The sequence below is a fragment of the Bacteroides sp. D1 genome (genome assembly GCF_000157095.2).
In the GTDB taxonomy this organism is placed as follows: domain Bacteria; phylum Bacteroidota; class Bacteroidia; order Bacteroidales; family Bacteroidaceae; genus Bacteroides; species Bacteroides xylanisolvens.
The window spans coordinates 238,938-252,180 of record NZ_JH114343.1 but is presented as its reverse complement, the minus strand read 5'-3'; the positions used below and the strand labels follow the sequence as shown (position 1 = coordinate 252,180).

General features: G+C 43.3%; 8 protein-coding genes. 1 reads left to right on the top strand and 7 read right to left on the bottom strand.

The genetic code is table 11. The features are described from left to right. Positions 1–184: 184 nt before the first annotated feature. Both BSAG_RS09920 and BSAG_RS09925 read right to left on the bottom strand, forming a co-directional pair. Positions 185–1,834: a DUF6377 domain-containing protein gene (locus tag BSAG_RS09920; RefSeq protein ID WP_004298604.1), complete on the bottom strand. Its 1,650-nt coding sequence runs from the start codon at positions 1,832–1,834 to the stop codon at positions 185–187. A gap of 186 nt (positions 1,835–2,020) precedes the next feature. After that, positions 2,021–3,049 carry a Fic family protein gene (locus BSAG_RS09925; protein ID WP_004317407.1) on the bottom strand — a complete coding sequence of 343 codons (1,029 nt, stop codon included), beginning with the start codon at positions 3,047–3,049 and terminating at the stop codon, positions 2,021–2,023. Between the two features lie 684 nt (positions 3,050–3,733). Between BSAG_RS09925 and BSAG_RS09930 the strand changes: the two genes are divergently transcribed. Then, positions 3,734–4,177 carry a VOC family protein gene (locus tag BSAG_RS09930; RefSeq protein ID WP_004317405.1) on the top strand — a complete coding sequence of 148 codons (444 nt, stop codon included), beginning with the start codon at positions 3,734–3,736 and terminating at the stop codon, positions 4,175–4,177. Between the two features lie 169 nt (positions 4,178–4,346). On the opposite strand, the gene BSAG_RS09935 is transcribed toward BSAG_RS09930, so the two are convergent. The 5 genes from BSAG_RS09935 to BSAG_RS09955 all read right to left on the bottom strand — a co-directional run bounded on the left by BSAG_RS09935 (position 4,347) and on the right by BSAG_RS09955 (position 13,075). Beyond that, the gene (locus BSAG_RS09935) at positions 4,347–6,551 is read right to left on the bottom strand and encodes a glycoside hydrolase family 2 protein (RefSeq protein WP_008997585.1); all 2,205 of its coding nucleotides are present in this window, start codon (positions 6,549–6,551) and stop codon (positions 4,347–4,349) included. Between the two features lie 5 nt (positions 6,552–6,556). Continuing rightward, entirely contained in the window at positions 6,557–8,224 is a 1,668-nt protein-coding gene (locus BSAG_RS09940) for an arylsulfatase (RefSeq protein ID WP_004317401.1), read from the bottom strand. Next, positions 8,221–9,351, bottom strand: coding sequence for a family 43 glycosylhydrolase (locus BSAG_RS09945; RefSeq protein ID WP_004317399.1), 1,131 nt, complete (start codon positions 9,349–9,351; stop codon positions 8,221–8,223). Before BSAG_RS09945 ends, BSAG_RS09940 begins: the two co-directional genes overlap by 4 nt. Before the next feature lie 30 nt (positions 9,352–9,381). Next, positions 9,382–10,929 (bottom strand): sulfatase, encoded by a 1,548-nt coding sequence (locus BSAG_RS09950; protein WP_004317397.1) that lies wholly within the window; start codon positions 10,927–10,929, stop codon positions 9,382–9,384. Positions 10,930–11,017: 88 nt separating this feature from the next. Next, positions 11,018–13,075 (bottom strand): alpha-L-arabinofuranosidase C-terminal domain-containing protein, encoded by a 2,058-nt coding sequence (locus BSAG_RS09955; protein ID WP_004317395.1) that lies wholly within the window; start codon positions 13,073–13,075, stop codon positions 11,018–11,020. Positions 13,076–13,243 lie beyond the last annotated feature (168 nt).

Genomic DNA, 13,243 nt, shown 5'->3' with positions numbered 1-13,243 from the left:
TTACTTTTGTTTTCGTTCTCTGTGTCATTGCTGAAATGACCGTGAAACAAAAGTATCCACATTTCATACTGCTTCTTAAAGCAGATAGCAAAAATATAGTGATTTATACAGTGTCTCACAGCATAAACCACTAAATATAAGAACGTTATAAAATAGAAGTCAGACTAAAAAAGTAGTGGTTTTCTTATTCTTCCACCTTCCCTATTTGCATTACTTTAGTCTCAAATTCATCTCTTTCTCCCAAAGCTTTGTTACGGACACGGGTCCGGTAATTATAAATGGTAGTCACGGAATAACGGAGGAATTGCGCTATCTTGGTACTGTCCGTAATCCCCAGCCGGATAAGGGCAAAGATACGGAGTTCGGTGTTCAACAGTTCTCCCGGTTTGGGTTGCATGGGTTCTGTGAGCAGCGCATTAAATTCCTCCACAAAATTGGGGAAGAGTTGCAGGAAAGTCATGTCGAAGTTTGCATAAAACTCTTTCAGTTCTTCGTCAAGGAATTGAGAAGATTTAATGGCTTTATATAGTTCTTCCACTCTTCCGGCAGCGGCAATTTTATTCAGGGAACGACGGTATAAATCCATCTTGTCGAGATAAGTGGAGCATTGGTCCATATATCGGCCGATATATTCCTCCTTGATATAGTTGGCTTCCGAAAGCGTATGGTTCATCTCTTTCAGTTGCGAATTAGAGTCGTGAAGTTCTTCGTTCAGTTCTTGCAACAACGTATTGGTATCGACCACTTCGCGACGTGCGGCAGCAACCTTTTTCATCTGCTTGTAAACGAAGAAAATGGCAACCAACAAAAATACGGAAAGCAAACTGATACAAATCAATGATACTTTCATCTCCTGCTGCTGCCGTTTGGTTTTCAATTGGTAAGCCTGGTCAATGATAGGAAAGACTTGCGAGATTTCTAACGTACGAAGGCGGGCATTACAAAGAGTGGCATCCTCTAAGGAGCATTTCAGGTAATTGTAGGCACGGTCAATATCCCCTTCATCGTAGACAAGGGAAGCGAGTTTGCGCAAAGATACATATTCCTTTACTGCCGATTTCAGGTCGGCAATAGCCGAAAGGGCCAGGTAATGTTTTTGCCCTTGTTTGTCGCCTTTCAACCGGTAACCTTCGGAGAGAGTATAAGTAAGCATTGCTTTTGAATGGTCATCCAAAGAAGGTTTGTTGTAATATTCCATCAGCATACGGATGGCTTCATCGTATTGAGCATGTACGATACACTTATCCGCCATCACCAATACGTGCCCCAAAGAGTCGGAAGCGTTGACCTGCAGCAGAGAGTCACGATACAGATCCGTCATTCGATAATACTCTTTCTTGACTTTCTCCGTAACGGCATAATCTCCCATCAATCCGTAAATAGTGCGATACAGATGATAATAGTAACCATAGAGATAATCGGGCAACGTTTTCTTATCAATCTGCCCCAATAGTTCCAACGCTTCTTTATACATTCCGGTAGTTCCCATCACTTCCGCCATATTCATGGCAGCATCATCCAGATAATCCAGTTTATCCATGCGATGCGCCAGTTCCTCTTTCCGTTGAGCATAGACAAAAGACGAATCCAGATTATAAGCCCGGTATTCATCGAAAAGACGTCCGCAAAAACCATATCGTTGTTCATCGGAAGTAGCCTCCGCCAACAATTTCTTCAGGTCAGCGATACGCGCCTCCTTTTCCGCTCCATAGGTCTGACGGTTTTTAATGATACCATCAATCTCACGAAGTAACGCATCGGTACTCTTATTATCTTTTGCATAAAGCAGACCGGAAAGGACGATTGTCACAAAAATCAGAATCACTTTTTTCATAGTGCCGTATGTATTATAGTTGCAAAGATAAAAGTCTTTCAGAAACTTCCGGCTTTCAGGAGAAAATTATTGCAGACGGAAAACCAATGTTTATTAAAACAGGAAGCATTACAAATTTATTATGAACATAATTATTATATTTATAATAATGTCATCGTTGGAACAACCATCAATATACAGATAAATTCAAAAGTATGTATTCACAGCAAATTCAAACTGTTCTATAAATATTTTCTTAAATGGATATATATTATTTTGTTCATAGAAAACTAACATAGCTTTCTTATAGTCGATAGAATCAACTGAACGAAATGATAAAGGACAATAACCGTTGGCTATAAGTATTGCATTACTTGTTATACGGGCAGTACGTTTATTACCATCAGCAAATGGCTGAATGTAAGATAACAGAACTAAAGCTAGGAAAGCTTTATCAAAGATACTCTCCTTATTATTGATTAATTGACAAGTGTCTTCCATAGCTTCTCTTATTTGATATTCATTATCAAGTGGACGATAATTCGTACCCGTAATACCAACACGCCGAGAACGAATATGACGCTCAACTCCCAGTTCTTTAATAAGGATACTATGAATGTCTTCAATCTTTCTTATTGATAAATACTGAAGATAATCAGGATTATCTAAAATAAAATCAAGAGCTTCCTTGTGATTTAGTAGCATAATGGCTTCTTCTTTAGTTTTACCTTTTGCTTCTTCTTTTTCCAGCAAAAGTCTTTCCGTTTCAAGAAGATTATATGTGTTCCCTTCAATTTGAGAAGACTTCCAACTAAGATCCACACCTAACCTTTCCATTTCTTTCCGGTACTCTCCGTCTGTCATTTCTAATACATTTCTTCTAAACGTTTCTTGAAGAGCCGTTAAATGTTTCCGTTCATCCATCGTGAAAGGGTCAACATTAGGCAATATATCAGGAATAAGGCTGAAATTGAAAGCTTGTTGAATTTCACGCTCATCAACTTCTTTCCGAAAGTATGATTCTAAGTCGAAATAACTTGTAACAAACGTTTGTGGTGTTAGTTTATAACAGGTGGCAGGTCCTTGCCCTATGACTTCAATACTTCCAGCGGAAATCATGGCAGCTAATAAACGCTTGAATGTGGCGACACTTACTTTAGTATTCACTCCCTCCATTAATTCTGACCTAGAAGATAGAGGATGAAAACGAAGATATTGTTGAATTTCTTCTTCCATTGCTATTTAATTGATTATATCGGCTCAAAAATACATAATATTATTAATATATCGGCTCAAAATGAGCCAATAATTACAGTGTATAGGACTCTTTTGAGCCGATATGAAAATCTTCAGCTACCTGTTAGTAGTCTCATATTGTTTCTGCATTGCTTTGATCTATTCTTCAGAATTCTTATTTATCACAGCAATTTTATCCTGTAATTCTTTATTCTGGATTTCAGATAATCTCATCTGTTCAGTATGGATCTTCTAACTGTCCTCTGTGGTGAAATAGTTCATTTACGTACGGGTTTGGCTCATTCTCTGTACGGTTTTGAATAAAATAATGGAGTATTCTGGAAACGTTGTGGTAAATCTGAAAAAGATGATTGAGTTTTTAAGATTCCCCGTTATCTTTTTATTATAAGATATGGGTCCAGGGTGAGGGGTGGTGAGGGTAGATTTATAACTTTCGTATTTTTTTTTGAGGATAAAAAAGGAGATAGTATAGAAAATAATAAAATAAAAGGTTATAAATCTACCCTCACCACCCCTCACCCTGGACCCATTCATTAGCGCACCGTTTAACTCGTTTCTATGCACTAATGAGGTAAATACAGTTTTTTGAAACGCTATCCAATAGAATGATTATATTTGCATTTTGATATAAGAAACAAATTACAAACTATTAATCAGTAAACCATGAGATTCAGCAACGTAAGATTATTAGTGAAAGACTTCGCCAAATGCTTCAAGTTCTACACCGAACAACTCGGATTAGAGCCATCCTGGGGAGATGAAAATAGCGGATATGCCAATTTTAAAGTAGCTGACGGGATAGAAGGCTTCACCCTTTTTGTATCCGACTGGATGGCACCTGCGGTAGGCAATGCAGATAAGCAACAGCCCGTTGCGATGCGTGAGAAATTAATGGTTTCATTCAGTGTAGATAACCTCGACGAAACTTTTGCCGATCTAAAAGCAAAAGGCGTGACGTTTATCACCGAACCTACGGATATGCCCGATTGGGGGATGCGTACCCTATACCTGCGCGATCCCGAAGAAAACCTGATAGAACTCTTTACCCCTCTGGCACCGGAGCAATGTAGCCAAGAGCTCCTCGAAGAAAATAAGAAATTTCAATAAGAAAGTTTGTTATAAAAAAATGTGCCCATACGAGTGAGCCGGAAAAATGATAGTTAATGAGCCCTATAGTGACATCGCTATGGGGCTCATACATTAACTTGATATTGCAGATATTCACTTGCCTTTCAACTTTATAGCAAGAAACTCACAAAGTAGAATATGAATCTGATTAATAAGCCCTCAACCCATAATCGAATCTCATCTTCTTGCTATCTTTCACTTCAATTTTCAACAAATTACTTCCTTTTCGCAAGTAACGGCTGTAATCGCTGATATTGTATTGATTATATTGCCTGGTCTGCTTTGCCTCCTGCGCAAAGACTTCCACTCCATTCAGCCATACTTTTGCTTCTCCGGCAACATTCAGCCATAAAGACAGATGACTGAAATCCTTATCCACCTTAAAAGTAGCTTCTGATACTACCGTAGAACGAGGGGGACAGTCGAAAGGCAAAGAAGTCATTTTCAGCTCCTGACCGTTCAGACTGACAAGGCGGGTATTCTTGCTTCCGTTCTGACTGTCTGCAATCAAAGTAACAGCTTTCGCAGGGGTGATTTCATACAAACGGTTGTGCATCAGGTGTAACAAGCCTTCCGGTATTTTAGTTACTTTCCGGTCGTAAGTAATCAGGCCGTTTACTTCTCCCTCCACATCTGTGGTTTGTGTATAAACAGCCGCACTCAACCCTTGGGCAATCAGCGTTTCCAAATCATATACCAGACGGCCGTAACTATCAATCAGAGCCATTGCTCCGTCTATATTCTTATACCCCCAGTTCCTCATATTCGGATTCCAGATATGCTCTTTGATCGCCCAGCCATAGCCACCAAATTCTCCCAGTACGGAAATGCGGTTGCCGTTGTTCTCCGGCAGGATCATGGAAGTGACAGGATAATTATGTACGTCGTACATATCGCCTACGCCTCTGTCCGTCCAGCCGGTCACTCCGTTTATCAGGCGTGTATCGTCGTATTTTATCACTTTATTTACGATTTCCACCGTGTTATGCTGTCCCCATCCTTCATTGAAAACCACCCAGGTAGTGATACAGGGATAGAAACGGAGACGGTCAATCATCTCGAACATTTCTTTTTGCCATTGGCGGGTGTGTTCTTCGGGAGCGTTCCAATCAGTAGTAGCCAACGGATTGACGTGTTCCTCCTTCTTCCTTGACGTAGCAAAACCGGAAACCATGTCTTGCCACATCATCAATCCCAGAGAATCAGCGTAATAATAATATTGCTCCGGTTCTACTTTGATATGTTTACGGATCATATTGAATCCCATCTTCTTCAACTGCACCATGTCCCACAACATCGCTTCCTCGGAAGGAGGAGTCAACAATCCATCGGGCCACCAGCCTTGATCGAGCGGACCGTATTGGAAGATGGGTTGGTTATTCAGGCAAATACGGTTATATCCGCACTCATCTTTACGGACATCTACTTTTCTCAAGGCAAAGTAACTCTTTACCCGGTCTAAAACACGTCCTCCATTGGATAAGACAATATTCAAATGATACAGTTTCGGAGATTCGGGAGACCATAAGACAGCGTTCGGAACGTCTATTTCTATCGCATTAGTCAACTTCTGTTCCACCGTCTTGATTACTTTGCCATCATCCAACACTTCTATTTTCACTTCTTCATTGCCTTTGGCTCCGATTATATCGAAAGCCAGCTTCACGGATTTTCTCTCAATATCAGTGGAAGGAAGTACCTGACGAATATAGGTTTTATTCACCGCTTCCAGCCACACAGTTTGCCAAATGCCCGATACAGGCGTGTACCAGATACCTTCCTGGTTAAGTTGCTGTTTTCCTCGGGAGATAGACTCCGTGTCCGTCGGGTCGGTGACGGCTACTTCAATGCTTTGAGGACCACTCTTCTTCAGGTATTTAGTAATATCAAACGAGAACGGGTTATTTCCTCCTTTATGCGTACCGACCAACCGGTTATTCACCCATACTTGACATTCATAATCCACTGCTCCGAAATGCAGGATAGTAGATTTGTTCTTCCAGGAAGGATCTAAGGTGAACTCACGTTGATACCATAATTTATCCGTAGGAAGAAATGTTTTCTGCACTCCGGACAGAGATGATTCAATCGCAAACGGGACCAAGATTTCCCCTTCAAAGGAAACATTCTTCCGAGGCGTGTTCTGATCCGTTACGGCATACTTCCACAATCCGTTCAGATTGATCCATTCTGCCCGTTGCAACTGTGGTCTAGGATAACTTTGCCACACATTTTCCGGCGTCACCTGTTCAGCCCATACTGTTTTAATTTTATCTCCTTTAGGCTCCCATGCATGGGTAAACACCTGCGACATGGCTCCTAAAGCCAGAGTTAGTAAGATTCTCTTATCCATAAGCATTAGCGGGTTTTATATTCTTTAAAATCTTTCCGTCGATTCTTATTGTAGGTATTCCACATTTTCTGGAAATACAAAACATCACTCTTGTCCGCCCATTCGAAATAGGCTGTTTCCAATTCTTTTGCCATTTCAGGATATTTACCGATCAGGTTGTGCTGTTCGGTACGGTCTTCCTTGATGTTGTACAATTCCCATTCATCTCCTTTGAAGTTGGCGGAAACCAGCTTCCAGTCACCTTTACGCACCATGCGATTGCCTTCATGCTCTGCATAAATATACCTTTCGGGCATCTTCTTCCCTTTCACAATCGGGAAGATGGATTTACCTGCCGTAGGCAGAATCGCTCTTCCCTGATATTCTTTCGGATAAGTGGCTCCTGCCAGTTCCACACAGGTAGACATGATATCGGAGAATTGTGCAGGCTGATGATCCAGTCCGCCTTTGTTCTTCACCTGATTCCCCCAGGAAATGATACATGGGGTTGAGATACCTCCTTCGTGAGCATAATGTTTATACAGCGTGAACGGTGTGCAACAAACATTCGCCCAGCCTGTGCCGTAATGATGATAAGTTCCGGGTAAGCCCATCTGGTCGAGTTCGGCTCCCGTATGCGTATGATATTCGACTCCGGTCTGTTTGTCAAAACCAAATTCGTGCCATTCGGCACAAGCTCCGTTATCGGACATAAACATGATAAATGTATTGTCCAACTCACCGTTCTTTTTCAACTCATCCACTACCCGGCCGATATTCGCGTCCATCACATCCACCATCGCTGCAAAAATGGACATACGACGTGCCAAGTCGGTCTGCTGATCTTTCGTCAATGAGTCCCATGCCGGTAACGGATGCGTTTCATCTTCAAACAGACTTTCGGGAACCACGCCGCGCGGGCTAAGTTCCGGTTTGCCTTGCATCAGTTTCAGGTCAACAATCCGTTTCCAACGTGCGTCACGAATCTTGTCCCATCCCTGCATATAGAGAGACATATATTTATCGGTCACTTCTTTCGGTGCGTGCAAAGGAAAATGGGGAGCATTATAAGCCAGATACAGGAACAGCGGTTTCTTTTCCTGATGTGCCTGGTCGATAAAGTCAATCGCATAATCCGTTATCACATTCGTTGCATAGAAAGTTCCTTCTTCATAGTGTCTGGGGGTACGGTCTTTCGGCAAACGGGTATATACTTCCGGATTCCAGAAAGAATTGAATCCGCCCAATAAACCGTAATACTCTTGAAACCCACGAAGAATAGGATTCGACTTATTCCCCAGATGCCACTTTCCTGACATAGCCGTAAAATATCCGGCATCTTTCAGGACTTCTGCAATCGTGACGTTGTCCGAATTGGAACGGAAACCGGAATATCCTTTCGGCCAGGCAGGATGACTGCCGTCCATGTGTCCCAATCCCGTCTGATGCGGATAAAGTCCCGTCAACAGGTTGGCACGCGACGGACAACTGCGTGCACTGTTATACATCTGCGTCATACGGATGCCATTCTTTGCCAGTTTATCCAGTACCGGTGTATGAATCTCACCACCGAAGCAGCCGAGATCGGAGAAGCCCAAATCGTCTGCCAGTATGATAATAATATTCGGTTTGTCCTGTGCATACGTCATCGGGACCAGAGCCAGGCTGCCTGCTATCAATAAAGAAGTTTTCATTTGGTATTATAATTAAAGTTGGGTTTGAATTTACCATTCTCATAGATCATCGGAATTAATCCGGGACGGCACGTCACTTTATACTCCGCCGCCTGTGCCCCACGCGGATTGAAGAACATGGTAGCCCACCAGTTTCCATCCTTATCCTGGAAAAGATTGTTGTGTCCTCCTCCCGTGATGGCATTGTAGCGTTCGCTATAGGGACCATACACATTATCGGCTGTCGAGATGATGCAGTCGTAACTATAACGTGTCTTCGGTGAGGTTACTCCCTTTTTCTCAATATAGGTATCTCCCTCCGACGTACGGTGCGACCATATAGCCTGTACGAGGTGATATTTGTTATCATATTTGAAGATAAACGCTCCTTCAATATATGGTTCCGGATTATATTTTTTCTCTTTCAATGTTTTCAGTTCCTCGGCAAATCCGCTCATATCCGGTTTCATACGGGCGATATAATGGTTGTGCCCGACAAAGTAGACAGTGCCGTCCGTATCTTCGAACAAGCTTCCGTCGATGTTCGGGAAGATGGCTTTGTCTTTATTTCCTTCGATATTCTCGTACGGGCCTTCCGGCTTTCCGGTCTTGCTCCGCAAAATGAAAGAACCTCTCCCACCTGCCGACTCATTCATGCAGGCAACAATAAACCAGTTCTTCGCGCTTTTGATATAATGCATTTCCGGAGCCCACACTGCATGAAAGCGGTTGTCCATCGGATCACCGTTGATAGATTTCTTCTGATATTTCTCTCCTGCTTTATATACTTTCGGCTTCTTTTGCCAGGTTCCGTCTTTTTCCATCGACCATATTTGTCCTCTGGCTTCCCAAGACTTCATATCTTTGGAACGCCACAGGTACAAACCGTCGTTCCAGTCCCAGCAATGTCTCTGTCCCGGAAAGTAACGGTCGGGGGTAGAGGTCGTTCCTGTGATATAATAATAACCGTCGGGACCCAGCGTAGCCCAAGTGTCCCTCATCCAATAATCAAATGCCGGCTTTACGAATTTCGGAACACGTAGCTCCGGAGCGTTTGTATTTGCCGTTCCATATAACTGCGCTGATGCTGTACAGATGGAAATAAATCCTGTAAGCAAGATCAATCCTAATCGTCCAATCAATTTCATATATTCCTGTTTTATGTTTACGTATTCTTCCTATTTAAGATAGTTAAATGGATTCTGTTTAAAATGATAGCGTCTTTGCGGAAGAGGTAGTGGGTCCTGCAAACGTAATTCCCATGCCAGCAACCGGGTCAGAAGTTCCGTTTGAATTTCGCTATATTTCTTCTCACCAAACAGATTATGAACTTCCGAAGGGTCTTTCTTCAAGTTATAAAGTTCACCGTTTCCATAATGATTCATTACCAGTTTCCAGTCATCCTTTCTTATCATGCGTGAAGTGCCACTTTGTGTCCAGGTGTTCAGTTCGTCAAAGTGGGCTATTTTGCCGGGAGTCAATGCTCCTTCCTGTTCGAAAGTCAGGGAAGCGTCCAGTCCGACGTCAGCTCCACCGAAGCCTTGTTGAACCACCATGCTGGAGAATTCTTCTTTGGGATAAGCCTTCCCGGTCAACATCGGCCACAAGCTACGTCCCTGAACGCCTGCCGGTATTTCGGCACCGATGGCAGAGCAGAATGTAGGGAAAAGGTCGGCTATCGACACGTGGCCATCCATAGGTGCAGGCTGATTCTTGATCTGATAGCCCGCCCATACCATCGGAATACGTGCCAGGCTTTCGGAAAGTCCGGCTCCTTTACGGATTAATCCGTATTCTCCCCAATAATCACCGTGGTCGGAGAGTACAACAAAGATGGTATTTTCATATTGTCCGCTGGCTTTCAATGATTCGATCAATCTTTTGATCTGATCGTCTATCAACCGGATCATTCCGATATAGTTGGCACGGATTCGGGGCAGGTCCTGTTCCAAGTTGGGGCAGGATGCATCTTCCAGTTCTGCCAGAATACGGTATTTCTCTCCTTTCTTTGCCAAGTCCTTGCGTGATGTCTTCAATACGGGAAGTTTGTCGGGCGAGAACATGGAGTAATAGGGTTCGCATACCTGATAAGGGTTGTGGGGTTCCGGAAAGGATACCCATACGAAGAAAGGATTTTCTTTCTGTTTCTCAATCCATGCCAGTGCTTCGTTCACGATTTTGGTGGGATGCTGCTCTTCCAGGAAGATTGGAGAGGGTTCCAGCCATTGGCCTCTGGCTTGCTGATTCAGGAAACGGGCAGTTTCTTTCTCGGCGGGAGTCGCCTTTTTGTTCTTTCCCCAGTGTCCGTATTCAGACCAAAAGTCCAAGTCGGCAGGTTTCAGGTAAGCATGATTCTTGCCCACCAATGCTGTCTGATATCCGTTTTCTTTCAATACTCCTACCAAATCCTGTTGATAGAAGATGTCGGGAATATTGTGGTTCGTACGTACGTGAGTGGCAGAAGGGAAACGTCCGGTGAACATGGAACAACGGGCCGGAGAACTGGCCGGCATCACAGTATATGCCTTGTTGAACCATACATTCTCCTGCGCTAGTTGGTCTACATAAGGAGTCACTTCCAAAGGAAAACCCTCCCTGCCGCACAAGTCGGCACGTTGCTGGTCGGTCATAATGACCACAATATTCGGTTTGTCGGTTTGTGCCGCGGCTGACATAGCCAACCCCTGTATGGCAAGTCCTGTAATACAAAAGAGTGTATTTTTCATTTTTGCTTCTTTTAATTTCCTATTTATGTAAACCTCATATTCTTTTGTTTAAATCTCTCATATCTGCTTATTGAATCTTATGGTTCTCCTATTTAAAACGGTACACAGTCATAGAAGCGGCCTCCAGTTCGAGCGGTTTGTTCAGGTCTAGTCCGACTTCAGTCTCCACTGGTTTGACTTCATTCGGAGTAGCCGGTGTGTTTTCTTTTCCCGGAACCAGTACCAGGCTTGTCTTATGAGCCTTGACCGGACGTTTGAAACCGGAGACTTCCGGCTGCAAAGTGACTTTCTTATCCTGCAGGTTTATCAGTTTCAGGATATATTGCTTACTGCCCGTATCATATCCCATTGTTACAAAGATATTCTGCATACCTTCCATATCTTTAATCGCTGCATCCAGGCACACATCAAACGTGTGATCCCTGAACATCTTCGCCAGATAGAAGAAAGAAGTCTTTACGCTACTGTCCACTCCGTTAATCAACATCGGCAGGAAAATACGGTGTTCCAGGAAATCCCAATGCCTCATCACCGGACGTTCGGCAAACAGAGGATTCAAATCGCCGTTACGCTCTATTGACATACGGATTGCCCCGGTAGCCAGCAAGTTATAAGGATATTTTCCGCTGATTCCCAATTCGCCGATAAATAAATCGGCAACACCCCGTTTGTAATTATCAAAGCGATAATGCTGTTCGCAAGCCCATTCAATCGAGTTATAATAATGTTCATCGAACACTTTGACATTCTTCGGGTTGACAAAATTGGGAATATCTTTCCGTTTGTCGTCATTCTCCCTCCCCACTACCCGGATAACGCTATTAGCGATATAAATCAAATCGGGATATTTAGTGGACAATGCCTGATAGATCTTTTCATAACGTTCCCAATATACAGGTCCGAAATCTTCATTTCCAATCTCGATATATTTTAATGGGAAAGGGGCGGGATGACCGTTCTTTGCACGTTCGGCTCCCCACTTCGTAGTCGTATCGCCAATAGCATACTCTATGGCATCCAACGCATCCTGAATATACGCATCCAAATCGACGTCAATATGCCTGAAGTTCCATTGCGGACTTTGCTTTACCCAACCGCTGCAAATCATGCCCGTAGGCATGACATACATCGCATCGGCCCCCACATATTCGCACAATTCATAAAACTCATGATAACCGATTCCGTCCGTACGGTAATAAGGCGCCCATTTACTCCACTGTCCCGGACGGTTTTCGATCGGTCCGAGCGTCTTCTTCCAGTGATACATCGTTTCTTCATTGACTCCGTGTACGATGCATCCGCCCGGAAAACGAATGAAACTGGGAGCAAACTCTTTCAGATTTTGAACAATATCTTTACGGAATACGGATTTCCCCTCATTCCAGGTATCAGAGGGAAACAGGGAAACGACATCTATCTGAAATTGTCCTTTCGACATAGGCTGAATAGCAAGCATTCCGCGCTGGACGTTCTTTTCCGGTTTCAGTTCGCCCGTATATTTTGTCCAGTCCCGATTCTCTATATTCACTTCGATCACATTGCTCACCTGCTGTCCCAGTTCGTCAACTAGAAATACACGCAACGGGGCGGAATAATTCCTGCTTTTCAGAAACAGGGAAAGGCGATAAGACGTATCTGTTTTCAGATTCATTCCATAATATCCACGGTTGAGAATCAGAGCATCCGGGTGATTCGCAATATCTTCCGTAACATTCACCAGCATCGAATACTTGTTTTCCTCACTCATCGGATCTGTTTCCGTACGACTGACAAACACAGGTGCATAAGATAACGGATAAGTCGTCCATCCAATCAACGGATCGGCCTGAAACACTTTCTTCTCTTTAACACGGGGAGCCGGAACATTTTCATACAACCCGTTCTTTACTGATAATCCGGCAGGCGGTGTTGCTTCTTCAAACGAACGGTTACGTATCAGTTCGGCGTGCAGGGCGCCCTCACCCATCATTCCTATTTCCTCATAATGGAAACCGTACTTTACGGGAGCCACTTTGCGGGTTTTCGATTTATTGATGTACAATGTTCCATCGGATGAAGACGGAAAAGAACTATTCGCATATACCAGAGGTAATGTGAAGAACAGACCGATACCCAACGTAAGGGATTTTAATGTCGGATGATTCATAGCATTGTGTTTTTAGAGTTTCACATTGCAAATGTGGTCTTTTCTATCCAAGAAAAACAGAAAAATAATGCTTAATACCTGCAATCATGTATAAAAATCAGCTGCCGGACAGCAAACTGAACATGAGTGCTGTCCGTTTGAACAATTCTACGACTGTTCCAAACAAAA

What these genes read in the sequence shown, in the direction of transcription:
- BSAG_RS09920 (WP_004298604.1), bottom strand. Translation starts at nt 1,834, where the DNA reads ATGAAAAAAGTGATTCTGATTTTTGTGACAATCGTCCTTTCCGGTCTG.
- BSAG_RS09925 (WP_004317407.1), bottom strand. Translation starts at nt 3,049, where the DNA reads ATGGAAGAAGAAATTCAACAATATCTTCGTTTTCATCCTCTATCTTCT.
- BSAG_RS09930 (WP_004317405.1), top strand. Translation starts at nt 3,734, where the DNA reads ATGAGATTCAGCAACGTAAGATTATTAGTGAAAGACTTCGCCAAATGC.
- BSAG_RS09935 (WP_008997585.1), bottom strand. Translation starts at nt 6,551, where the DNA reads ATGGATAAGAGAATCTTACTAACTCTGGCTTTAGGAGCCATGTCGCAG.
- BSAG_RS09940 (WP_004317401.1), bottom strand. Translation starts at nt 8,224, where the DNA reads ATGAAAACTTCTTTATTGATAGCAGGCAGCCTGGCTCTGGTCCCGATG.
- BSAG_RS09945 (WP_004317399.1), bottom strand. Translation starts at nt 9,351, where the DNA reads ATGAAATTGATTGGACGATTAGGATTGATCTTGCTTACAGGATTTATT.
- BSAG_RS09950 (WP_004317397.1), bottom strand. Translation starts at nt 10,929, where the DNA reads ATGAAAAATACACTCTTTTGTATTACAGGACTTGCCATACAGGGGTTG.
- BSAG_RS09955 (WP_004317395.1), bottom strand. Translation starts at nt 13,075, where the DNA reads ATGAATCATCCGACATTAAAATCCCTTACGTTGGGTATCGGTCTGTTC.